Raw genomic sequence first — 23520 nt, 5'->3', positions numbered from 1 at the left:
CTGACTACGGCTGGGTTCAGGCGAGGTCCGGGATCCGCACGGAGATGATCGTGCCGACGTCTTCGGCGGAATGGATTTTCATCCGTCCCCCGTGGAGGCGCGTGAGTGAGCGGGAGATGGCCAGCCCTAAGCCGGAGCCGCCCTTGCTCTTGGCATACTGGCTCTGCACCTGTTCGAAGGGATGGCCGATTTTCTCCAGCGCGTGCCTGGGAATGCCAATGCCGGAGTCGGCGATCGTCAGCGTCACCGCGCCGCGAACCTTGCGTGCCCTCAGCGAAATGCGGCCACCCTCATTGGTGAACTTGACCGCATTGGACAAAAGGTTGAGCAGCACCTGCTTCATCGCGCGGCGATCGGCGAACATCGTGAGGCCCGAGGAGATCTCCTGGACGACACGGATGTTCTTTTGCTGCGCCGGTATGGTGGTGAAGCGAAGGGTTTCCTCGATCAGCGGTGCAAGGTCGATCCTTTCGCGCGTGATGCGCATGTGACCGGCCTCGATCTTCGACATGTCGAGTATGTCGTTGATGACGTTGAGCAGGTGCTTGCCGCTCTCGTAGATGTCGCGGGAGTATTCGTGATATTTCTCCGAGCCGAGCGGCCCGAACATCTGGTTCTGCAGGATCTCCGAGAAGCCGAGAATGGCGTTGAGCGGCGTGCGCAACTCATGCGACATGTTGGCGAGGAACTCGGACTTTGCGCGGTTTGCCGCCTCGGCCCGTTCCTTTTCCGCCTGGTAATTAGCGTTGGCGACGGAAAGCTCCTCCTTCTGCCGTTCGAGCGTGATGCGCGAGGCCGAGAGATCGCCGATCGTCGCCATCAGCCGCCGCTCGGATTCGCGCAGCCGCACCTGATGCCGCTTGAGCAGCGTGATATCGGTGCCGACCGAAACGAGGCCGCCGTCGCGGGTGCGTCGATCGTTGATCTGCAGCCAGCGCTCGTCGGCGAGTTGCACTTCGCTCGTCTGCGAATGATTGCTGCGGTCCGGGTCGGCGACGCGCCGCTCGATCACCGGTCTCGCCGCTGCCGCATGAACCACCGCGCGTTCGGTGCCCGGCACGAGGACATGGTCCGGCAGTTGGTAGGCCTGCTGGTAGTGGGTGTTGCACATGACCAGCCGGTCGTGCTTGTCCCACAGCACAAAGGCTTCCGACGTACATTCGATGGCATCCGTCAGACGCTGGTCCGCCTCCGCATAGCGCTGAGCGAGCCGATGCTGCTCGGTGACGTCCATGGCGATACCGATGAGATGCGTGCGGCCCGAAACCGTGCGGATGACCTGGGCGCGCGCCCGAAGCCAGACGTAATGGCCGTCCGCGTGGCGCATGCGGAACACCTGGTCGATCTGGCGCTCGCTGCCCTTGGCGATCGCCCGCGCCACCCGGTAGACACCTCGATCCTCCGGATGCATCAGCCGAGCCGCGTCGCCGAACGACAACACGCTGCTGTCGCCGGGCATGCCGAGCATTTCGTACATGGAGCGCGACCAGAACAGGCGCCGGTTGGCGAGGTCGAAATCCCAGAGTCCGCAGCGGCCGCGCGACAATGCGGTTTCGACGCGCAGGTTCGATTCGGCGAACACGGAATCGGCGTCTCGGGCGCGCTTGGCCTGGATATAGTAGGCGTAAAGCACGACAAGCAGGATTGCCGAAATGCCGGCAAACAGAGTGACGTTGAGCGAGACATCGTCGCGCCAGGCGGCTTCGAACCGGGCGACCGGCGTTGCCGCTAGCACGACGCCCGCGGATGCCGGCACCTGCATCAGGGCGATCAGATGCTCGACGCCGTCGATCGTCGCCCTCATCGCTCCGGCGCCTTCGCCGAAATACTGTAGCGATGCCACGTCCGGAGCAATCGAGGTGAGCGTGCGCCCGATGAAATGCGCCCCAGCCTGCGTGCTCGCGAAGATACGGCCGTCCCGGCGAACCGTTAGCAAGAACATGCCGCTGTCGAGGAGTTCAGCAGGCAAATATTCGGCGAGACGGCGTTCGGCTTCCCACCGCTGCCCCTCACCGAAGAGCTCCGATCCACCCGCCTTAAACGCTGCCGTCGCCGCGGTCGCCGCCAGGCTGACGGTCCGGCGCGAACTGGCCTCCATCCGGGCGTGCTCGTCCATGATGCCCGACATGCGTGAAATGGCCACGATCAGCAGGAAAGCGATGATCAGGACGGGGATTGACCGCTTGAGAATGGGCTCGGCCGGGGCGAGCCGGCGTGATGCCGGTTCGACAAAGAGCCTCGCTTTGTCGATGAGCTCCCGTTCCAGGCCGAAAAAGCCCGGAAACTTGAGTCGCAACCGCCCGTCGGCTGCGCTTCCCCGTCGCGCGTCCGCTATCTTTCCCAATTTCTGCCGTCCTCGAGAGCGTCCCGCATGTGGATGCGAAGGGACGCTGTGATCCTCTTAAACCGAAGCGTCATCGGAAATCGCGACGCTTTGGTGATTCGGTACACCGCCCGCCCGAATCTGACTCAATGAATCACAGGGCGATTCGCCTTGTCTAGAGGCGCAGGTAAAGATTTGTTAACCAATTTTCATCGTTGGAAAGTCATAGCGCCTGCGACGCCGCATGTCCTATCCGACGCTCAGAAGTCGCCGTAGCGCTTTGAATTTCAAGCTGTTTTCCTTGAATTAGCCCGGCTTAGGAGAGGTGCAGTAGGCCGGGTCGAGCGCGCGGCGATTACGCCGCGCTGCCGTCGCTCAGCATCCGGTCGACGATGTCGCTGACGTCGACGGAAAGATTGGCGGCCCCGGCGACTTCCTTGAGCGCCTCCTGGGCATGCTTGGCACGCACCTGCTCCAGCGACCGCCAGGAGCGCATCGATGTCAGGATCCTTGCTGCAAGTTGCGGATTGCGGGGATCGATGTCGAGGATCTGGCGCGCGAGGAAGCGGTAGCCCTCGCCATCCGCACGGTTGAAGCCTGTCGGGTTGGAGAAGGCGAAGGTGCCGACGAGAGAGCGCACGCGGTTCGGGTTGCTCGGATTGAAGTGGGGATCGGACATGAGCGCCTTGACTCGTTCGAGCGTCGAGGCGCCGGGGATCGTCGCTTGTATGGCGAACCACTTGTCGATCACCAGCGCATTGTCCGCGAAGCGTTTCTTGAACGTGGCCAGCGCATCGAGCGTTTCTGCCGCATCCGGAAAACGGTGAGCGAGCAGCGTCAGCGCCTGGCTGAGATCGGTCATATTGTTGGCCGAATGGAACGCGCTGACCGCCTTCGCCGGCTGATCTTCGCCGTAGACGAGATAGGAGAGGGCGGCGTTGCGCAGCGCCCGCTGGCCGGCGCTCGCGGCGTCGGGGCGGAACGGGCCGGAAAGTGCCATCTCGCCGAGCAATCGGGTGAAGATGTCCTTGCCGGATGCGGCGACGGCGGAAAGGATCGCCTGGCGGCCCGACTGGATCGCGTCCGGATCGTTGTCGCGGCCGATCTCCCGGGCGATGTCGGCTTCGCTCGGCAGCGAGAGGACCTGTGCGCGGAACGCCGGCTCCAGCCCTTCGTCACCCGCCGCCGCCAGCAGTCCGCCGATCAGCGCCTCGTCGCAGACGATCGGCTGGCCGTTTCGCGCCTGCGCCGCTGCCTTGGCCAGATTGTCGAGAGCCATGGCATTCAGCGCCTGCCACCGGGCGAAGAGGTCGACCTCGTGGCGCGCGATGAGGGCGCGATCTTTCGCGCTCTGCTCGATATGCAGGTTTATCGGCGCAGAGAAGCCGCGATTGAAGGAGGGCACGGGCCGGGACGGAATACCAGCAAAGACGACGGTTTGCTTGCGCTCCGTCAGATGCAAGACGTCGCCAGTGACGTCGGCGCCGGAGACGGCTGCAGGCTTGGCCTCGCTTCCATCTTCAAGCAGGAGCCCTACGCGGAGCGGAATATGCATAGACTTCTTGGCGCTCTGGCCCGGTGTCGCCGGCACGGCCTGTTCGAGCGACAGGGTATAGCTCTGCTTTTTCGCGTCATAGAAACCGGAGGCGGTGATGAGCGGCGTTCCCGCCTGGTGATACCAGAGCGAAAACTGGCTGAGATCGCGGCCGCTCGCGTCCTCGAAGCAGGCGATGAAATCTTCGATCGTCACCGCCTGGCCGTCATGGCGGTCGAAATAGAGGTCCATGCCTTTCTTGAAAAGATCGCGTCCGAGAAGGGTCGCGATCATTCGCGTCACCTCGGAGCCCTTCTCATAGACGGTCGTCGTGTAGAAGTTGTTGATCTCGCGATATTGCGTCGGACGCACCGGATGGGCGAGAGGGCCGGCATCCTCGGGAAACTGTTCGGACTTCAGGTGCCGTACCTCGGCGATGCGCTTGACGGCGCGCGAGCGCATATCGGCGGAAAATTCGTGATCGCGATAGACCGTCAACCCTTCCTTCAGGCAGAGCTGGAACCAGTCGCGGCAGGTAATGCGGTTGCCGGTCCAGTTGTGGAAGTATTCGTGGGCGATGATCGCCTCGATATTGGCGTAGTCCGTGTCGGTCGCCGTTTCCGGATCGGCGAGGACGTATTTGTCGTTGAAGACGTTGAGGCCCTTGTTCTCCATGGCGCCCATGTTGAAGTCGGACACGGCGACGATCATGAAGATGTCGAGATCGTATTCGCGGCTGAAGACCTCCTCGTCCCACTTCATCGACCGTTTGAGGGCATCCATCGCGTAAGCCGCGCGCGGCTCCTTGCCGTGCTCGACATAGATCTTCAGGGCCACCTCGCGGCCGGATGTGGTCGTGAACTTGTCCTCGACGACGCCGAGATCGCCGGCGACCAGCGCGAAGAGATAGCTCGGTTTCGGATGCGGGTCGAACCAGGCGGCGAAGTGACGTCCGTCGCCCATGTCGGCTCCGCCGAGATAGTTGCCGTTCGAAAGGAGAAGGGGAGCGGTCGCCTTTTCGGCGATGATGTTGACCGTATAGACGGCGAGCACGTCCGGCCGGTCGGGGAAATAGGTGATGCGGCGGAAGCCTTCCGCCTCGCACTGCGTGCAGTAGACCTTGTTGGTGCGGTAGAGGCCCATCAGCTTCGTGTTCGTCTCCGGCGACAAGAGCGTCGTCACGGTGATTTCGAAGGGGGCGGTCTCGGGCAGGCCGCGGATCGTCAGCGCGTCGTCCGCCACATCGTAGAGCGCCGCCGGGATTTCTTCCTGGTCGAGCAACAGGCCGGTCATGGTCAGTTCGTCGCCGTCAAGGACCAGCGGGGCGGAAGCGTCGACGCCTTCGCGACGGTGGAAGATGAGCCGCGCCTCGACCTTCGTCTCCCTGGGGTCGAGTTCGAAGGTCAGGTCCACTCTTTCGAGAACGAAATCGGTCGGCCGGTAGTCTTCCAGATGAATGATCTGGCCAGTATTTGTCCGCATGGTCAGTCCCGCTTGCGCCTTCCGTTCCTAAGTTAGAGGGCGCCTGTGATGGTGAAAAGGCCAAGAGGCGAGATTTTGTGCTTGCAATGCCGTCGACCGCACTTCGGAAGCAAACACATTTGATTTTCACCGCCCCGATCGCAGGTTTAACGAAACGGCACTAACAAGAACTAAATCCTACAAGATTTTTTCGCGATCGCTAAAGCATAGCGATGAAAACAGGGCAAAAGGGAAAAGCCATCACGAAAATGCCGCGCCCATCAACAAAATTGATCCAACATGCCGCGCCGTGCAGCTAGAGTGGTGCCTTCCTCCCGCGGTCTGCGCCGTGTCCGTCCTTCCCGCCCGGCTCGCCGGTGACATCTCGAAACGTCCCTCCATGGATGCTGAAATTCACAACCCCATGAAGGGGATTCTGCTCAAGGTCCTGTCCGTCATCATCTTCGTTTGTATGGCCACCTGCATCAAGGCGGCCGGCAGCGGCATCGCCACGGGCCAGATCACCTTCTATCGATCCGCCTTCGCCATGGTGCCGATTCTTGGTTTCCTGGCCTGTCGCGGCCAGGTGCGCGACGCCTTCCGGACAGACAATGTGTTGGGGCATGTGGTGCGCGGCTTCGTCGGCATTCTGTCGATGAGTTGCGGCTTTTACGGGCTCGTGCACCTGCCGCTGCCCGAGGCGATCGCGATCGGCTACGCGATGCCGCTGCTTGCGGTTGCTTTCGCGGCCCTGTTTCTCGGCGAGATCGTCCGGCTCTATCGCTGGTCCGCGGTGGTCATCGGCCTTATCGGCGTGCTGATCATCACCTGGCCGAACCTGACTTTGTTCGATGAAGGAGGATTCGGTTCGTCGAAGGCCTTGGGGGCCGTCGCCGTGCTGCTTTCGGCGACGCTCGGAGCGGTCGCGATGGTGCTTGTGCGCAGGCTGGTGCAGACCGAGCGTACGCATACGATCGTTCTTTACTTTTCGTTCTCCGCGGCGGTGTTTTCCCTGGCGACACTTCCCTTCGGCTGGCCGTCGATATCGTGGACGTCCTTCCTGCTGCTGATGCTCGCCGGGTTCTGCGGTGGCGTTGCCCAGATCCTGTTGACGGAGAGCTACCGCCACGCCGACATGTCGACGATCGCGCCCTTCGAATACACCTCGATCGTTCTCGGCATCGTCATCGGCTATTTTCTTTTCGGCGACATTCCGACGGCGGCCATGCTGGCCGGCACGGTGATCGTCGTCGGCGCCGGGATCTTCATCATCTTCCGCGAACACCGGCTGGGGCTTGAGCGGAAGGGAGCGCGCAAACACGTCACGCCACAGGGCTGAACATGGCCATTGCTCCTGCCGCTGCGACAAGAGGGCCGACGGTAATCGCTGGAAGTCGATTTTGCCGATGCTCCGAGGCGCCGCTCTGTCGGTCGCGATAGAGAAGGCGAGGGGATCAGCTGGGCAGCAACGGGCTCACGGCCACACGGTGCGCGCGGCGGCTGTCTTTAATCGTGCTGAGCCTGCTGAATTCGCGCGAGGCACGCACGGCGGTGCCGATATCCGAAAACGTGTCGAGCAGGCTGCGGATAGACATGGTGGTGATGATCGTTGAGGCGAGCGGCGGACGGCGCCGCGCGTGATCAGTCAGCGCTGAATGAAATCGGCGTAGATCTGTGCCGGGTGACGCGTCGTACGCGCCAGGCCGATTGCCGTCATCTGCTCGTTGGCAACTTTGCCGAAGCTATTATACGGCGACCGCACAGCGACGCGGGCCTGACGGAGCGTCTCGAAGCTGCTGTGGATCGGGCGAAAACGGGCAGTCATGGTTCAGTTCCTTAATCCATTCCTCCCGTGCTTTCATATTGCGATGCAGCATCGACTTTGCAACGCATTAAAACGCGGCGCTGACATGCGCAAATTGCATGGCTTTGTTCATATTTCCTTCACCTGTCGGGCGCGGCCGGTCAGCCCATGATCCGCGCCTTGAAGGACAAGAGGTCCAGCCAGGCGAAACGCTTGTTGACCGGCGCGGTGATGAGATCCTGCGGATGCAGTGTAGCCAGCGCCGGAACAAGGTGGCCGCCTGCGGAAAGCTCGCGCCATTGCCCCCTCGTCTGATGGATCGTCTCGTTGGTCCCGAAGAAGAAGCGGGACGTGAAATTGCCGAGGAGAAGCAAATGCCTCGGCTCGGCGAGCGCAATCTGTCGTTCGATGAAGGGGCGGCAGATGTCGGCCTCCCGACCGCTCGGCACGCGGTTGCCGGGCGGCCGCCAGGGCACCACGTTGCTGAGCAGAACCTCGGTCCGTGACAGGCCGATACCGGAAAGCATCCGCTCGAGCATATCACCGTGCTTGCCGGAAAATGGCTTGGCGTCCCGGTCGTCGTCCGCATAGGGCATCGGCCCGATGACCATGATGCCTGATGCGGAGTTGCCGTCGGCGAAAACGAGGTTTCGGGCGCTGTTCTTGAGATTGCAGCCGGTGAAGGACTCCATCGCCGTGCGCAGCTCGGCAAGCGATCGCGCGCTTTCGGCGGCGAAGCGCGCCTCGCTGACCGCCTGCTCGTCGGGGATCGCGACCGTCGGCGGAACGCTTGCCGGGCCGCTCGGAGGAGTAGCCAGGGCCCTGCCGGGCGTCGCCGGCTGCCCCCGGCCTCTTTGCGCTTCGGACGCTTCACGCTGCCGAGTTTGCGGCGCAGCTCGCGCGTCGGCGCGCTTGGCCTTCAGCGCCTCGAACTCCGCCAGCCGGTCAACGGGCGCGTCTTCGAGCAGCCACTCGACGCCCGCCTCCGCATGGAAAGCAAGAAGTGCGGCGAGTTCCGAAGGGGAAAGGTCGTTGGCCGAAATCATCGGCGGAACTTAGCAGATCGGCGACTGTGGTCCAGCATCCGGAGGATATTTACGCGGCTATCGTCCAGGCCGTGATGTCCTCCCGCTCGCCGATCAGCGCAAGCCCGTGGGCGATCGACAGGAGCTCGCCGCCGCTTTCAATTCGCTCGCGGCCGAAGCGATCGTCGAAAAGGCGGCGAACGGCCGGCACGAAGGAGGTGCCACCGGTCAGAAAGATCCTGTCGATGTCGGCCGGCGCAGTCGCCGTCGTTGCCAGTACCTCGTCGAGGGCCGCTTCGATGCGGGCGAGGTCGGGGGCAATCCAGGCCTCGAAATCCTTGCGCCGAACGATTCTTCGCGAGCGCTCGCCCAGCGGCGCGAAGAAGAATTCGGTTTCCTCCTCTTGCGACAGTCGCATTTTGGTGGCCGAGACCGCCTGATAGAGCGGGTAGCCTTCGTCATGCTCGATCAGATCGACGAATGCCTCCAGTTTCTCCGGCTCGAGGCTTGTGCGGACGAGCTTCTTCAGCTCCGCAAAGTCCCTGAGCGTTTTGAAGATCGACAACTGGTTCCAGCGGCCGAAATTGGCGTAATAGCTCGACGGGACTTCAAGCAGCTTGTCGAAGCTCTTGAACAGACTCCCCTTTCCGATCAGCGGCGCGACGATGTTGTCAATGATGCGGAAATCGAAGTGATCGCCGGCAACGCCGACGCCGGAATGTCCGACCGGCGTGGCGCTCAGCCGTCCGCCGCGGCTTGCGAAACGGATGATCGAATAGTCCGTCGTCCCGCCGCCGAAGTCTGCGACGAGCACCGTCGCATCGCGCTCCAGCTTGCGGGCGAAGTAGAAGGCGGCCGCCACCGGTTCATAGACGTAATGGATTTCCGGAAAATCGAAGCGCGCGAGCGCGCGGCCATACCGTTCGATCGCCAGCTTCTCATCCGGACTCGCACCGGCAAACTGCACCGGACGTCCGACGACGAGGCGCCGCAACGCGCCATTCCAGTCGTCGCCGGCATAGTCCCTGAGCCGGGCCAGGAAGCTGTACATCAGGTCCTCGAACTCCTGGCGCTTGGCGAAAACGAGTGTGCCTTGAAAAAGCGCGCTGGCGGCAAAGGTCTTGATCGACTGGAGGAAACGGCATTCACCGGGATTGTCGATGAATTCGCGGATCGCGGCCTGTCCCGCTTCGACTTTCATGGATCCTTGGCCGTGCTTCAGGAAGGAGAGGGCGGTCCGTGTGGTGTCGAACCTCCCGGCGGGGCTTTCGACAAAAAGAGAGCGCGTCGAGGCACCCTGCGCCAGGGCCAGGACGGAGTTGGTCGTTCCGAAATCGAGGCCGAGGGCCGAGGCCATGGCTGTCTCCTTGCGACATAGAGGGGCCGGCCTCGTTGCATGCGGGCACTGCAAAATCAAGCTGGCAGCGGCTGTTTCGCTGAAGATTTGTTTACGTTTACGTAAAAGTAATATAGTAGAACCGTGCTAAACTCATGAACTCATGCGCAAATGCAGAGACAGTCTGTCGCATCCCGGCTCGACAAGGTTTGCGGCATTTGTCATGACGGGATGATTTGACTGGGACGGAGCCGGCGGAGAACGGCAAGACTGGAGAACGCGACAATGAACGAGCCACAAGACCTCCCCGAGCGCGAGAGCATGGAATTCGACGTGGTGATCGTCGGCGCCGGTCCGGCCGGGCTTGCCGCGGCGATCCGGCTGAAGCAGGTCAATCCGGAGCTTTCGGTCGTCGTTCTGGAAAAGGGCGCCGAAGTGGGTGCGCATATCCTTTCGGGCGCCGTCGTCGATCCGATCGGCATCGACCGGCTGCTGCCCGGCTGGCGCGACGAGTCGGACCATCCGTTCAAGACGGAGGTCAAGGACGACCAGTTCCTCTTCCTGGGCCCGGCCGGGTCGATCCGCCTGCCCAATTTCCTGATGCCGCCGCTGATGAACAATCACGGCAACTATGTCGTCTCGCTCGGCAATGTCTGTCGCTGGCTGGCGACGCATGCCGAGGCGCTCGGCGTCGAGATCTATCCGGGCTTTGCCGCGACCGAGGTGCTCTACAACGACGAAGGCGCGGTGATCGGCGTTGCCACCGGCGACATGGGCATCGAACGCTCCGGCGAGCCGGGCCCGAACTTCGCCCGCGGCATGGCGCTGCTCGGCAAATACACGCTGATCGGCGAGGGCGTGCGCGGTTCGCTCGCCAAGCAGCTGATCGCCAAGTACAAGCTCGACGCGGGCCGCGACGTGCCGAAATTCGGCATCGGCCTGAAAGAGCTCTGGGAGGTGAAGCCGGAGAACCATAAGCCCGGCTTGGTGCAGCATTCCTTCGGCTGGCCGCTTGGCATGAAGACCGGCGGCGGCTCCTTCCTCTACCACCTGGAGGACAATCTCGTCGCCGTCGGCTTCGTCGTGCACCTGAACTACAAGAATCCTTATCTCTACCCGTTCGAGGAATTCCAGCGCTTCAAGACGCATCCGGCGATCCGCGGCACCTTCGAGGGCGGCAAGCGGCTCTCCTATGGCGCTCGCGCCATCACCGAGGGCGGCTACCAGTCGGTGCCGAAGCTCTCCTTCCCCGGCGGGGCGCTGATCGGCTGCTCGGCCGGCTTCGTCAACGTGCCGCGCATCAAGGGCAGCCACAACGCCGTGCTGTCGGGCATCCTTGCCGCCGAGAAGCTGGCGGATGCGATCGCCAGCGGCCGCGCCAATGACGAGCCGATCGAGATCGAGCGCGGCTGGCGCGACAGCGCCATCGGCCAGGACCTGAAGAAGGTGAGGAACGTCAAGCCGCTCTGGTCGAAGTTCGGCACGGCTGTGGGCGTGGCGCTCGGCGGCCTCGACATGTGGACGAATACGCTGTTCGGCTTTTCCTTCTTCGGCACCCTGAAGCACGGTAAGACCGATGCGCAGAGCCTCGAGCCGGCGGCAAAACACCAGAAGATCGACTACCCGAAGCCGGACGGCGTGCTCACCTTCGACCGGCTCTCCTCGGTGTTCCTGTCGAACACGAATCACGAGGAAGACCAGCCGATCCATCTGCAGGTCAAGGACATGGGACTGCAGAAGCGTTCGGAATACGACGTCTATGCCGGTCCGTCGAGCCGCTACTGTCCGGCAGGCGTCTACGAGTGGGTGGAGAAGGACGGAAAACCGACCTTCGTCATCAACGCCCAGAACTGCGTGCACTGCAAGACCTGCGACATCAAGGACCCGAACCAGAACATCAACTGGGTGCCGCCACAAGGCGGAGAGGGACCGGTCTATCCGAATATGTGATAGTCGGAAGAGCAGCGGTATGGCCTCAGGGATGCTGCGATGGGCCGGCGATCCCAATTGAGCTCGGCAGGCTGCCGCACTGCCCCTCAACGGCCAAGGCGCGCGTCCGAGGAGAATTTCCCGGCGCTTCCGCACGCCTCGGCGCGTCGGCAGCACATGAAATTTTTGCCGGCGAGGCCTTCAACTGTTTATCTTTATGAAAAAAGACAATGAACGCTCTCGCTGACGCAAATGGGCAAGCCTTTGTCCGAGAGACTCGATAGCAATAACATGCGCCATCGATCGGGAGTTTTGGATCGCTGGCGACGAAGACCATCCATTCGGTCCCGGTCCGGAAGGAGGGTCTGGTCCAATCGCTGTCCGCTGCCGCGGTGAGGCTGGCAGTTCGTCACGGGTGCACCGTCAGAACAGAGGGAAACGAGATGAAAAAGCTACTTGCAACGACGTGTCTGGCCGTTGGCCTCTTCGGACTTGGCAGCGCCGCATCGGCGCAGGAATGCGGCGATGTGACGATCGCCAACATGAACTGGCAGAGCGCCGAAGTGCTGGCGAACGTGGACAAGATCATCCTGACGGAAGGTTATGGCTGCAGCGCCGAACTGGTCGTTGGCGACACCGTGCCGACGATCACGTCGATGATCGAAAAGGGCGAGCCGGACATCGCTCCGGAAGGCTGGGTCGACCTGCTGCCGGACGTCGTCAATCGCGGTCTTGAGGAAGGCAAGATCGTCGGCACGACGCTCTCTCTGTCGGACGGCGGCGTTCAGGGCTGGTGGGTTCCCAAGTACATCGTCGACGCAAATCCCGACATCAAGACGATCGACGACGTGCTGAAGCACAAGGAACTGTTCCCCGATCCGGAAGACCCGAGCAAGGGCGCTGTGTTCAACGGTCCGCAGGGCTGGGGCGGCACGGTGGTGACGACGCAGCTCTACAAGGCCTATGGCGCCGAGGCAGCCGGCTTCACGCTCGTCGACACCGGCTCCGCCGCCGGCCTCGACGGCTCGATCGCCAAGGCATATGAGCGCAAGCAGGGGTGGGTCGGCTACTATTGGGCCCCGACGGCGCTTCTCGGCAAATACGAGATGGTGAAGCTTGAGCACGGCGTACCGGCCGATCCGGCCGAGTGGAAGCGCTGCAACACGGTCGCCGATTGCCCGGATCCGAAGAAGAACGACTGGCCGAAGGACAAGGTCCAGACGCTCGTAACGAAGGAATTTGCCGATCGCGCCGGCCCAGTGATGGATTACCTCAAGGCCCGCTCCTGGCAGAACGACACCGTCAACAAGCTGATGGCATGGATGACGGACAACCAGGCAAGCGGCGAGGAAGGTGCCAAGCACTTCCTCGAAGAGAACCCGGACATCTGGACCAAGTGGGTCTCGCCAGAGGTCGCTGAGAAGGTCAAGGCGGCCCTCTGATCGACGCTCTCCTCAACGAACGGCGCGCATGAAGGCGCGCCGTTTTCATTTCGCCACGCGCAGGAATTCGTTCACCGCGTGTCGGTTTGAGAATAAGATCGGGGAGTTTCTTCGGTTACAGCGCACTTATGCGTTTGAAGGTCGGCGGCATCCAAGAAAAACAACGACGTGCCGCCTGAACGATTGCAAAGGGGAATCAAGACATGGAATGGCTGACCAAATTTCCGCATATGAATGACGATAGCCTTCGAGAGCTCAAGAAGGCGATCGACGAGGGCTTCCGCACATTCACGCGTGCCTATGGCGACGGCATTGAAGCCTTCTTTGATCCGCTGCAGTTCTTCCTGATCGAGGCCGAGCGTTTCATGACACGCACGCCCTGGCCGATCATCCTGCTCCTGATCGGCCTGATCGCCTGGTTTGCCAGCCGCAACTGGAAGGTCGTTGCAGGCGCCATCGGCACGCTGCTGCTCATCGGTTACTTCGACATGTGGGACGACACGATGAAGACGATCTCGATGATCTTCGTCTGCACCGTGCTGTCAATCGCCATCGGTATCCCGCTCGGCATCCTTATGTCGCGCTCCGATCGGGTCCAGAATTTCGTCAATCCCGTGCTCGACGTCATGCAGACGATGCCAAGCTTTGTCTATCTCATTCCCGTGGTGATGCTGCTCGGCATCGGCAAGGTGCCGGGCCTGATCGCCGTGGTCATCTATGCCATCCCGCCGATGATCCGGCTCACCAATCTCGGTATCCGACTGGTCGACAAGGACGTCCTCGAGGCGGCCGACGCCTTTGGCTCGTCGAGTTGGCAGAAGCTCAAGAACGTGCAGATGCCTCTGGCGCTGCCGACGATCATGGCCGGTATCAACCAGACGATCATGATGGCGCTGGCGATGGTGGTCATCGCCTCGATGATCGGCGTCCAGGGTCTCGGCCAGCCGGTGCTGAAGGCGATCGCCAACCAGTACTTCACGCTCGGCATCTTCAACGGCCTTGCCATCGTCGGCATCGCCATCATCTTCGATCGGGTCAGTCAGGCCTATGGCCGCCGCCTGCAGCGGCACCGTGAAATCGTCCACGGCTGACAAGGACCGCTGATTGCGGAAAAAGCCGCGGCCCGGGACCCATCGTCCCGGGCCGCTTGCATTGAGGACTATGAGTGCCGGGCCGAGAGGATACCGGTCGAGAGCGCGACGCCGGTGGCCGTGACGACGGCAGCGGCAATCTCGGAGGGACCGAACGCCTCCTGAAGCAGCAGACCGCCGCCGATCATTGCGAGCACCGGCGTCAAGGCCGTGAAGGCGGCCGCCTGCGTACCGCCGAGGCGCCGGACGGCAAGGCCGTAGGCGAGCGTGGCGATAAGGCCCGAAAGCACGCCTTGGCTGATCACTTGCAGGCCAATCTCCTGCGCCGGCACGGTCGCGAGCGTGCTGCCGAAGACGAGCGCCAGGGCGAGATGGATGAGGAAAGACCAGACGGCGATCAGCCCGCCGCCTTGGAGGGGGCTAAGACCCGAGCGCCGGAAGGCGTGCGTATAGGTCGCCCAGAGCGCGGCGGCGGCTGGCAGCAGCAGGCAGCCGCTCCAGTTGTCCGAGGCGCCGAGGCTGCGGATGAGCAGGATCGCCATGCCGATGATGATCGCCGCAAAGCCGAGGATGCGCATGCGATCCGGGCGCTCCCGAAACAGCGTCACCCCGATGATTGCCGTCGCAAGCGGCATCGAACCGCCAAGCAGCACGCCGACGGAAGCCGCCGGCGTCGCGTGGATGGCGAAGGCCGCCACCTGGAAGAACACGGCGCCCGAACCAGCGACCATCAGGACGAGCAGTATCGGCGGCAGCCCTTTCGGAGTTAGACCCGTCTTTAGCCAGACCGGCGCAAGGACGAGCGCCGGTATTCCATAGCGGATGAGACCGAGGTCGATGGTGCCGAGGCTGGTCGCGGCAGTGTGCCGCGTGGCCAGAATCCAGCCCGCCCAAATCAACACCGTGACGAAGGCACCGGCATAGCCGGATACGGGCGAGTCGGAACCGCGATCGAGTGTCAGCGCAACCATGGTCTTGCTCCTCCAGGGGCGAGGTGTTTCGGATGTGTGAACCCTAGCGCCAACACGTGGGGCATGTCCTTGCTATCTCTGCCTGTTTGGAGGTAAGTTCAGCAATGTTCTGCCAACGTGATGATTGAAACAGTCTTGTTATGCCAAAGCTTGACAAATTCGATATTGCCATCCTCAAGGTCCTGCAAGAGGATGCACGCGCCACCAACGTCGAGATCGCTGAGCGCATCAACCTTTCGCCGTCCCCCTGCCTGCGGCGCATCCGCAATCTGGAGAGGTCGGGCGTGCTGCGCGGCTACCGTGCCGATATCGACCGCAAGGAGGTGGGACTGGGGTTGACGGTCTTTGTCGAGATCAAGGTCGGTCAGCACAGCCAGGAAAATGCCCGGCGGCAGCAGGAGGCGCTGCTCGCCATACCGGAGGTGGTCTCCTGCTTCCTGATTTCGGGCAATGCGGATTTCCTCGCCGAGGTGGTGGTGGAGGACCTGTCGGCCTATGAGAGGCTGCTCACCGAAACCTTGCTGACGCTCCCCGGGGTGACGGACATCCGCTCGAACTTTGCCATCCGGACGATCAAGACTGCCGGTCCCCTGAAGCTGCCGGTCTTGTGAGGCGGCCGTACCGAACATTGCCGGTCGCGGGGGCTGTCCGCGAAACTCTTTGTCGGCCGGCTCTGGAATCCCCCGCTGCCGCCCTTATCTCAGGAGCAGAAGGGGCTCATCGGATGAAAGCGAGGCCAGTCGTTGAAAGTTAAAGCCGTCTTCAATCGAGATGGGGGGACTTTCCGCACCACGGATATGGAGACCTATGGCAAGCGGGTCGAGGAGGTCTTTCGCGCCGCCGGGCATGACATGGAAATTGCCGTCGTGGCCGCAAGCGATATCCTGCAGGCGCTCGAGACGGCCTGCCGCCGCGATGACCTGGACGCGATCGTTGCAGGCGGCGGCGACGGCACGATTTCGGCCGCAGCCGGGGTTGCCTGGCGCACCGGCATGCCGCTCGGCGTCATTCCGGCGGGAACGATGAACCTGTTCGCCCGCTCGCTGAAGCTGCCGCTCGATATTTGGAAGGTCCCCGAGGTCCTCGCCAACGGAAGGCTCATCGATGGCGACATCGGTAGCGCCGACGGCAGGGCCTTCGTGCATCAATTCTCGATGGGACTGCACGCCCGCATGGTGCGCTATCGAGAATCCTATAAGTTTGCCTCGCGCGCCGGCAAGATCGGCGCCAGCGTGCGCGCCGCCATTGGCGTGATTTTCAACCCGCCGGATTTCGAGATCGAATTCGATGCCGACGGCCACCGCGAGCTTCGGCACGTATCGGCTATTTCGGTGTCGAACAACCATTTCGGCCACGCGACGTTGATGTATGCGGATGATGTGACGGCAGGGCACCTCGGCTTCTACACGGCTCCGCCGCTAAGCCCGGCGGGCGTCGCAAAGCTTGTCTTCGACGTTCTGCGCGGGCGATTCCGGGCAAGTCCGTTCATCACCGAAATGAGCGCACTGGCGGTCGATCTGCATTTTCCGAAGGTTGACCGCAAGATCAACTGCGTCATCGACGGCGAGCTCCTGCCGATCCGGCGGCGCGATGTCGCCTTGCGCGTTCACCCCGGCGAATTGAAGCTCCTCGTCGGCGCGTAACAGCACCGGTCGCCTATTCGCCCACCCAGATATAGTTGAACCGATAGTGATCCGGTCCGGCCGCGTAGATGTAAGGCAATTCGAGCTGGCGCGGCATTTGCGCCGATTCTTCCACGCCCGATGCCTTGAGAGCCGCCCTTAGCGTGGCGGGAAGCGGCGACGGGTTCTTCTCGTCGCGCCACACCACCAGCAGCGGCCGTTTTGCCGCGTCTGCCGGCGGGAAGTCCGACAGATGGGGGATCGCCACCATCACGTCAGCAAGCCGGGTGCGGATATTGCCGGCTACCTGCTTGTCATTGGTCAGCACCAGCGCGGGCGGCCGTCCTTCCGCCTCGACGACCGCCTCCACGAAAGAGGCGTAGGGGATGTTCAACTTCGAGTAGTCGCCGAACCACGGGCGCACGACGGCCCGGGCCGACACAATCACGAGGGTGCCCAGCACGATGCAGGCAACCAAGGGCACGAAGCGCCGGAAGCCCGGCGCCGGATCGATCTGGGCCGCCTCGATCTTGAGGCAGAGATAGAGTGGCAGCAGGACCAGGAAGAGCACGAGCCATTTCTCGCGGACATGGGTCGCAGCGACACCAAGGACGACAAGCAGCACGGCAAGAAGACAGAGCACGAGTATGCGCCCGATGAGGCGGGTCCATTGGCTTTCCGCCTGCCAGATTGCGCGGATTTTGCCGCGGAAGACGAGGCCGAAGACCAGCAAGGGCACGAGGCTGCCGCCGATTATTGCCGAGGCGAGGGCAAAAACGCCATGCAACGACTGCATGAGGCGCCCTTCCGCCTCGCGCTCCTTCATTTCGTTCAACGTGCCCGACGAGGCGGCGTCGAGATTTTGCAGCACCCACACCCCGTGCGGCAGGGCAATGGCGGCAGCAATGCCGATCGCCGCCAGGATCCGCCAGTCGAAAATGCGCTTGCGCAATTCCGGTTCGGGCAGCGCCGCAAGGATTGCCGCAATCGGCACGACGACGAAATTGTACTTGGAAATCACGCCAACGCCGACCGCAACGCCGGTCAACAGGTAAGAAAAAAGGCTTGGACGGGTCAGCGTCCGCAGAAAGCCGTAGAGGAACAGCGATACGGCGAAAAGCGCGGCGACCGTGTGGGAGAGATCCCGCTGCGCGAGCAGGAACACCGGCGGCAGGCTCAGGATGCCTAGCATGGAGATCGCCGAGAGGCGCCGGTCCCTGAGGACAAGCTGCGCTGCGAGGCCGTAGAAAAGGCAGCAGAGGAACAGAAGCCCGTTCTTGAGAAGGGTCATCGTCGCGAGCGACGGGCCGAGCAATTGCGCCAGCCCGTATTGCAGCCAGTTGTAGAAGGGCGGTTGCGGCCCGTATCCGAGCTGCAGGAATTGCGACAGGTAGGCCTGTTCCGCCTCATCGATCTCGAGCGAGGGCGAGGCGGCAAGGCGCAGAACGACGCATAGCAGGAAGTAGCCGGCCAGTGTGATGAAGACCAGGTTCGGCCGCCGGTCGACCTTGTCATGCATGCGGCTGATCCTGCCCGAAGACCTGGCGGACGATATAGCTCGCCGTATCGTCGTCGCGGAAATAGGCGCGCGCCATCATTTCCGCGAGAATGCCCGTGGTGATGAGTTGCACCGAGGACAGGAACAGCATGACACCAACGATCAGCATCGGGCGGGTACCGATATCGTTGCCGAAGATGAACTTGTCTATTGCGAGATAAAACAGGATGAGGGCGCTCAGGCTGCCGGTCGCAAGTCCGATCGAGCCGAAGAAGTGGCCGGGACGCGCCTTGTAGCGCATGAAGAAGAGCACCGCGAGCAGATCGAGAATCACACGGAAGGTGCGCGAGATTCCATATTTCGACGCGCCGAAGTGGCGGGCGTGGTGCGTCACGGCCATCTCGCCGATCCGGCTGCTTGGCACCACGCCGGCGACCCACGCTGGAATGAAGCGGTGCATCTCGCCCATGAGCTTCACCTGCTTGATGATCGCGCTGCGATAGACTTTGAGGCTGCAGCCGTAATCGTGAAGCCTCACGCCGGTGATCTTGCCGATCAGGAAATTGGCGCACCAGGAGGGGATCTTTCTGAGCAGCAGGCCGTCCCGGCGGTTTTGCCGCCATCCGACCAGGAGATCGAGTTCGCGCTCCTCGATGGCGGCCACCATCTCAGGAATATCCTTCGGGTCGTTCTGCAGGTCACCGTCGAGCGTCGCGATCAGCCGCCCGGCGGCGGCATCGATCCCGGCCTGCATGGCGGCCGTCTGGCCGAAATTTTTTTGGAGCTCGATGATCTTCAGCTTCAGGTCCGGACGCAGCAGCTCCTTGCGGGCATTCGGCAAGGTCCGGTCGGTGCTGCCATCGTCGACCAGGATCAATTCCCAGGATCGGCCGAAACCGGCCATGGCATCGTGGATGCGGCTGACGAGCGGCGCGACGCTGTCCTCCTCATTGAACACAGGCACCACTATGGACAGCTCGATCGGCTCCATCGCGCCCGTCATTGCCGTCAGCGGTTCTTGCATGTCAGTCAAGGCGGTCTCTCCGGTGTGCCGTCGCAGGTTTTCTTGCACAGTTAACGGTGATAACCAACGCTGAATTGCGTGGCTCTCTACAGGAAATCGGTATCGCATGAATTCAGACGGGCAGTTGAGCCGGCGCTCGTGGCTTGCGCGCAACCGTATGGCGCTGATTTCCGTGGCGGCCATAGCGGCTTATGCCGTTTTCGTCGAGTGGGTCTGGGGCTGGGCGGTCCAGCTGCGGCAATGGGCCGAGATCGGGTTCTCGTCGGTGTGCGTTGCGCTTGGGCTGCTCGTCGCGACCTATTTCGTTCGCTGCTACCGCATCTATGACTACTTTCCGCATGAGACGGCGGGCCGGTTTCTGCTGCTCTTTCGCGTGACTCAGGTCCACAATCTTCTCAACATCATGCTGCCCTTCAGGGCCGGCGAGACGAGCTTTCCGCTGCTCATGCGCGCCGAATTCAACATTCCGCTGCTGCGCGGCACATCGGCGCTGCTCGTCATGCGCCTCTTGGATCTGCACGCGCTTCTCACAGTCGCGGCGGTGGGCCTGGTCATCGGCCGCAGCAATCAGATGGTCGCTTGGCTGCTTTGGACGATGGCGTTGCTCTCGCCGCTCCTGTTCTTCCTGCTCAAGGCCCGGATCCTTCGCGGGGTTCGCCGCGTGTCGCCGGCGCGGTTCGTGCATCATGTCGACGAGATCGAGGCGGGGTTGCCGGAGCATCTCCCGGCCTTCCTGCGCGCCTCGGCGATGACGATTCTGAACTGGGGGGTAAAAGTCGCGGTGCTCGCCTGGGTGCTGGCGATCATGGGCGTCGCGCCGCTTGCCGCCTCGTTCGGCGGGGCGCTTGGGGGCGAGCTCTCATCGGTCCTTCCCGTGCACGCACCCGCCGGAGTCGGTACCTATGCGGCGGCGATCGTGGCCGGCGCTGTCTCCTTCGGCGCGGCCGGCGGCAAAACCGCGCTCGAGGTTTTGGGGCGCGCCAGCGTCAATGCGCACCTGCTGATCATCGTCTCGGCCGTGGCAGGCACGCTGCTATCGCTCGTGCTGCGGCCGAAAAGTTGACGCCTTCTACTGGAAAGACGTCTCGTAGAAGCTTCTGAGCTTGCGCGAATGCAGTTTCTCCGGCGGCATGGCCGCGAGCTTCTGCAGCGCCAGGATGCCGATCTTCAGGTGCTGGCTCACCTGTGTGCGGTAGAAGGTCGTCGCCATGCCGGGCAACTTCAATTCTCCGTGCAGCGGCTTGTCGGAGACGCAGAGCAGCGTTCCATAGGGCACGCGAAAGCGGAAACCATTGGCAGCGATCGTCGCCGATTCCATGTCGAGCGCGATGGCGCGTGCCTGCGACAGGCGCTTGACCGGGCCGCGCTGGTCGCGAAGTTCCCAGTTGCGGTTGTCGATCGTCGCGACGGTGCCGGTGCGCATGATCCGTTTGAGGTCATAGCCCTGGTAACCGGTTACTTCCGCCACCGCATCCTGCAGGGCGACCTGCACTTCCGCCAGCGCGGGGAGCGGGATCCACACGGGCAGATCGTCGTCGAGCACGTGATCCTCGCGCATATAGGCATGCGCCAAAACATAGTCACCGAGCCGCTGGCTGTTGCGAAGGCCGGCGCAATGGCCGAGCATCAGCCAGACATGCGGCCGCAAGACGGCGATGTGGTCGGTGATCGTCTTGGCGTTCGACGGGCCGACGCCGATATTGACCATGGTGATGCCGCCATGGCCCTTTTTCTTTAGGTGATAGGCCGGCATCTGCGGCAGGCGAGCGAGCGTGTAGTCGGTCTCCGGTTTGTCGGCGCCCGCGGGCGTGAGGATATTGCCGGGCTCCACGAAGGCCGTGTAGCCGTTGCCGCCTTCGGCCATCTGCTGGCGCGCCCAGGCACAGAACTCGTCGACATAGAACTGGTAGTTGGTGAAGAGCACGAAGTTCTGAAAGTGCGTGGCGCTGGTCGCCGTGTAGTGGCTGAGGCGGGCGAGCGAATAATCGATGCGCTGCGCCGTAAACGGTGCAAGCGGGGAGGGTTCCCCCGGCCCGGGCTCATAGGAGCCGTTGGCGATCTCGTCGTCCGTCGTCGTCAGATCGGGCGCATCGAAGAGGTCGCGCAGCGGAATGTCGATCGTGTCGGCCGCTGATGCTTCGACATGGGCATTCTCGCCGAAAGCGAAGTGCAGCGGGATCGGTGTCGACGATTCCGACACGGTGACGCCCACACTGTGGTTGCGCATCAGATGACCGAACTGCTCCTTCAGGTAGTGGCGGAAGAGCCGCGGCCGCGTGATCGTCGTCGTGTAGACGCCGGGTGCGCTGACATAGCCGAAGGAGAGCCGGGAATCGACATGGCCGAAGCTGCTCGTCTCGATGCTCACCTGCGGATAGCAGGCGCGGAAGCGCGTGAGCGGCCGGCCGTTCTTGCCCAGCCCCTCGAAGGCTTCGCACAGGAACCGGGTATTGCGTTCGTAGAGGGCCTGAAGGCAATCGACGGCCGCGGCCGGATCATCGAAGGTCTGCGGCTCGAAGGCTTCTGGGGTGGCAACGGAGAGAATGGGGGTTGAAGAGATTCGTGTATCCATGGCGTATTATAGGCTGCGGTACCTAACAAGCAAACGACAAGATACGCGTCCGGCGGGTGGCCCCTAAAGCGCGTCGCGTTCAAACGTATTCACGCGGCGCGCTTTAGGTCTGTGTTTTTGTGCATGTCGTCATCCCAAAAGCGCTGCTCACTTTTGGGCGACATGCATTAGCGCGGGCCGACGAGAATGATCGTAGCCCCGACAAGCACCACGGCCATGCCGGCCAAGTCCCAGCGGTCGGGCCGCACGCCTTCGGCGAGCCAGAGCCAGACGAGCGAAGCGGCAATGTAGACGCCGCCATGGGCGGCATAGGCGCGCCCCGCCGCCGGTACGTCGACCATCGTCAGGAGCCAGGCAAAAAGCGCCAGCAAGCCCATTCCGGGAACAAGCCACCAAATGGACTTGTCGAGCCGGAGCCATGCCCAGAAGGCAAAGCATCCGGCGATTTCGGCGAGCGCGGCGAGCGAATAGAGGGCAAATGCGGGCATCGGGTCTGACCTTTCAGCCGCGAAAAGGAGCGAAAAGTCAGAGTATGCGCAAGAGAGAATTTCGGTTCCGGCGGCGCCGCCGTCGGAGCAGGGCAGGTTTTCAGCTTCTCTGTGCGGTGGAGGTTCAGCTCATCGCCTGCCTTTGCAGCGTGACGAAAAGGACGAGGCCGGCGCCGTGCTTGCCGATGCCGCCGCTTGTGGCCTTGCTGTAGGCGACCGCTCCGATCGGCGCCATCAGCAGGCCCGTGAGTGCTAGGAGCCTGAGCGAGAGGATGGCGGAGGAGACGAGAGCGGCCATTTGAGCATGCCTCTACAGCTTGGCTTGGCAATATTGCGCGGTATGCGCGGTGCAGTCGGTCAGCGAACCGATATAGGTGTTTTGACGGCGGCGCTCCGTATCTGCGCCGACCGCGGCGGCAAGCGACATGGCGAATACGACCATCAGCAGGCTGATGATGGTCAGGCGGCGAGCGAGAATATCCATTGTTCCGTCCGTGGGCTGGAGCGCGTTAAAATCGATTGAGCGTCTTTTCGCACAACCAAACTGAATTCTTGCTGAGGTAGTCGTTCATCTGGCGTTCATCTTGGACGGCGCGCCTCTTGCCAGCGCCGGAGTGCGTCCCTACGTCTGTGTGCCCACAACCCGAGGAGAGACCGCCTATGACCGCTCCCATCGAGCTCTACTACTGGCCGACGCCGAATGGCTGGAAGATCACCATCATGCTGGAGGAGCTCGGCGTTCCCTATGTGGTCAAATACATCAATATCGGGCAGGGCGATCAGTTCGCGCCGGATTTCCTGAGGATCTCGCCAAACAACCGCATGCCGGCCATCATCGACCCGGACGGACCGGGCGGCGAGCCCATCTCCATCTTTGAATCGGGTGCTATCCTGCAATATCTCGGCCGGAAACACGGGAAGTTCTACCCGACAGACGAACGCGCCCGCGTCGAGGTCGAGCAATGGCTCTTCTGGCAGGTGGGCGGCTTAGGGCCGATGGCAGGCCAGGCCCATCATTTCCGGCAATATGCGCCGGAAAGAATCCAATACGGAATCGATCGCTACACCAATGAAGTGAACCGCCTCTACGGCGTGATGAACAAGCGGCTGGCCGATCGGCCGTTCCTCGCCGGCGACTATTCGATCGCCGACATGGCGGCCATCGGCTGGGTGATCCCGCATGAGAACCAGGGCCAGGATCTCAACGATTTTCCGCACCTGAAGCGCTGGTTCGACACGCTGCTTGCACGGCTCGCTGTCAAGAAGGCGATCGAGGTCGGCAAGGAGGAGCGGGCGCGTCAGAAGAGCCTGGCCGAGGACAAGGAAGCGCAGAAGATCCTGTTCGGGCAGCGCGCCCGCTGATGCGAAAGCGAGGGCGGGCGGCCACAGCGGACCGCCCT

General features: G+C 62.5%; 21 protein-coding genes. 8 read left to right on the top strand and 13 right to left on the bottom strand.

Annotated features, from left to right (window positions below; translation table 11 throughout):
* Positions 1–16: 16 nt before the first annotated feature.
* Both ATC00_RS22785 and pepN read right to left on the bottom strand, forming a co-directional pair.
* Positions 17–2344 (bottom strand): ATP-binding protein, encoded by a 2328-nt coding sequence (locus ATC00_RS22785; protein ID WP_064254530.1) that lies wholly within the window; start codon positions 2342–2344, stop codon positions 17–19.
* Positions 2345–2678: 334 nt separating this feature from the next.
* Entirely contained in the window at positions 2679–5339 is a 2661-nt protein-coding gene (pepN, locus tag ATC00_RS22780; RefSeq protein WP_064254529.1) for an aminopeptidase N, read from the bottom strand.
* A gap of 379 nt (positions 5340–5718) precedes the next feature.
* Between pepN and ATC00_RS22775 the strand changes: the two genes are divergently transcribed.
* Complete coding sequence (locus tag ATC00_RS22775) at positions 5719–6657, top strand: DMT family transporter (protein WP_064254528.1); 939 nt, start codon at positions 5719–5721, stop codon at positions 6655–6657.
* Positions 6658–6772: 115 nt separating this feature from the next.
* Here the strand turns inward: ATC00_RS22775 and ATC00_RS33045 are convergent, their stop codons facing one another.
* From ATC00_RS33045 to ATC00_RS22760, 4 genes are all read right to left on the bottom strand, one after another.
* On the bottom strand, positions 6773–6913 hold the full coding sequence (locus ATC00_RS33045; RefSeq protein ID WP_082912510.1) for a hypothetical protein: 141 nt from the start codon (positions 6911–6913) through the stop codon (positions 6773–6775).
* Between the two features lie 50 nt (positions 6914–6963).
* Positions 6964–7143, bottom strand: a complete 180-nt coding sequence (locus ATC00_RS22770; protein WP_037379573.1) for a hypothetical protein — start codon at positions 7141–7143, stop codon at positions 6964–6966.
* 140 nt (positions 7144–7283) lie between these two features.
* Positions 7284–8168: a uracil-DNA glycosylase gene (locus ATC00_RS22765; protein ID WP_064254527.1), complete on the bottom strand. Its 885-nt coding sequence runs from the start codon at positions 8166–8168 to the stop codon at positions 7284–7286.
* 49 nt (positions 8169–8217) lie between these two features.
* Positions 8218–9504, bottom strand: a complete 1287-nt coding sequence (locus tag ATC00_RS22760) for an Hsp70 family protein (RefSeq protein WP_064254526.1) — start codon at positions 9502–9504, stop codon at positions 8218–8220.
* A gap of 264 nt (positions 9505–9768) precedes the next feature.
* Here ATC00_RS22760 and ATC00_RS22755 point away from each other — a divergent pair, with 264 nt between their 5' ends.
* From ATC00_RS22755 to ATC00_RS22745, 3 genes are all read left to right on the top strand, one after another.
* Positions 9769–11433, top strand: coding sequence for an electron transfer flavoprotein-ubiquinone oxidoreductase (locus ATC00_RS22755; protein ID WP_064254525.1), 1665 nt, complete (start codon positions 9769–9771; stop codon positions 11431–11433).
* Positions 11434–11855: 422 nt separating this feature from the next.
* Complete coding sequence (locus ATC00_RS22750) at positions 11856–12854, top strand: ABC transporter substrate-binding protein (RefSeq protein WP_037379581.1); 999 nt, start codon at positions 11856–11858, stop codon at positions 12852–12854.
* A 203-nt stretch (positions 12855–13057) separates the two neighbouring features.
* Entirely contained in the window at positions 13058–13945 is an 888-nt protein-coding gene (locus ATC00_RS22745; RefSeq protein ID WP_037379585.1) for an ABC transporter permease, read from the top strand.
* 68 nt (positions 13946–14013) lie between these two features.
* Here the strand turns inward: ATC00_RS22745 and ATC00_RS22740 are convergent, their stop codons facing one another.
* The gene (locus ATC00_RS22740; protein WP_064254524.1) at positions 14014–14916 is read right to left on the bottom strand and encodes a DMT family transporter; all 903 of its coding nucleotides are present in this window, start codon (positions 14914–14916) and stop codon (positions 14014–14016) included.
* Positions 14917–15056: 140 nt separating this feature from the next.
* On the opposite strand from ATC00_RS22740, the gene ATC00_RS22735 reads away from it, so the two are divergent.
* Together ATC00_RS22735 and ATC00_RS22730 are read left to right on the top strand one after the other, a co-directional pair.
* The gene (locus tag ATC00_RS22735; protein ID WP_037379590.1) at positions 15057–15527 is read left to right on the top strand and encodes an Lrp/AsnC family transcriptional regulator; all 471 of its coding nucleotides are present in this window, start codon (positions 15057–15059) and stop codon (positions 15525–15527) included.
* Between the two features lie 132 nt (positions 15528–15659).
* The gene (locus ATC00_RS22730; RefSeq protein WP_064254523.1) at positions 15660–16559 is read left to right on the top strand and encodes a diacylglycerol/lipid kinase family protein; all 900 of its coding nucleotides are present in this window, start codon (positions 15660–15662) and stop codon (positions 16557–16559) included.
* Between the two features lie 13 nt (positions 16560–16572).
* On the opposite strand, the gene ATC00_RS22725 is transcribed toward ATC00_RS22730, so the two are convergent.
* Both ATC00_RS22725 and ATC00_RS22720 read right to left on the bottom strand, forming a co-directional pair.
* On the bottom strand, positions 16573–18057 hold the full coding sequence (locus ATC00_RS22725; RefSeq protein ID WP_064254522.1) for an ArnT family glycosyltransferase: 1485 nt from the start codon (positions 18055–18057) through the stop codon (positions 16573–16575).
* A complete protein-coding gene (locus ATC00_RS22720) occupies positions 18050–19060 on the bottom strand; it encodes a glycosyltransferase family 2 protein (protein ID WP_064254521.1) in 1011 nt (336 codons plus the stop codon). The genes ATC00_RS22725 and ATC00_RS22720 overlap by 8 nt, the downstream gene beginning before the upstream one ends.
* Positions 19061–19166: 106 nt before the next feature.
* Between ATC00_RS22720 and ATC00_RS22715 the strand changes: the two genes are divergently transcribed.
* On the top strand, positions 19167–20123 hold the full coding sequence (locus tag ATC00_RS22715; RefSeq protein WP_064254520.1) for a lysylphosphatidylglycerol synthase domain-containing protein: 957 nt from the start codon (positions 19167–19169) through the stop codon (positions 20121–20123).
* A 6-nt stretch (positions 20124–20129) separates the two neighbouring features.
* Here the strand turns inward: ATC00_RS22715 and ATC00_RS22710 are convergent, their stop codons facing one another.
* From ATC00_RS22710 to ATC00_RS33035, 4 genes are all read right to left on the bottom strand, one after another.
* Entirely contained in the window at positions 20130–21632 is a 1503-nt protein-coding gene (locus tag ATC00_RS22710; protein ID WP_037379598.1) for an AMP nucleosidase, read from the bottom strand.
* A 167-nt stretch (positions 21633–21799) separates the two neighbouring features.
* Positions 21800–22120 (bottom strand): YnfA family protein, encoded by a 321-nt coding sequence (locus tag ATC00_RS22705; RefSeq protein ID WP_064254519.1) that lies wholly within the window; start codon positions 22118–22120, stop codon positions 21800–21802.
* 124 nt (positions 22121–22244) lie between these two features.
* Positions 22245–22418, bottom strand: a complete 174-nt coding sequence (locus ATC00_RS33040; RefSeq protein ID WP_082912508.1) for a hypothetical protein — start codon at positions 22416–22418, stop codon at positions 22245–22247.
* A gap of 12 nt (positions 22419–22430) precedes the next feature.
* Positions 22431–22604 carry a hypothetical protein gene (locus ATC00_RS33035; protein WP_012707384.1) on the bottom strand — a complete coding sequence of 58 codons (174 nt, stop codon included), beginning with the start codon at positions 22602–22604 and terminating at the stop codon, positions 22431–22433.
* A 176-nt stretch (positions 22605–22780) separates the two neighbouring features.
* Here ATC00_RS33035 and ATC00_RS22700 point away from each other — a divergent pair, with 176 nt between their 5' ends.
* The gene (locus ATC00_RS22700) at positions 22781–23482 is read left to right on the top strand and encodes a glutathione S-transferase family protein (protein ID WP_037379605.1); all 702 of its coding nucleotides are present in this window, start codon (positions 22781–22783) and stop codon (positions 23480–23482) included.
* Positions 23483–23520: the final 38 nt, after the last annotated feature.

This window comes from Sinorhizobium americanum (genome assembly GCF_001651855.1).
In the GTDB taxonomy this organism is placed as follows: domain Bacteria; phylum Pseudomonadota; class Alphaproteobacteria; order Rhizobiales; family Rhizobiaceae; genus Sinorhizobium; species Sinorhizobium americanum.
This window is presented reverse-complemented; position numbering and strand designations above follow the sequence as displayed.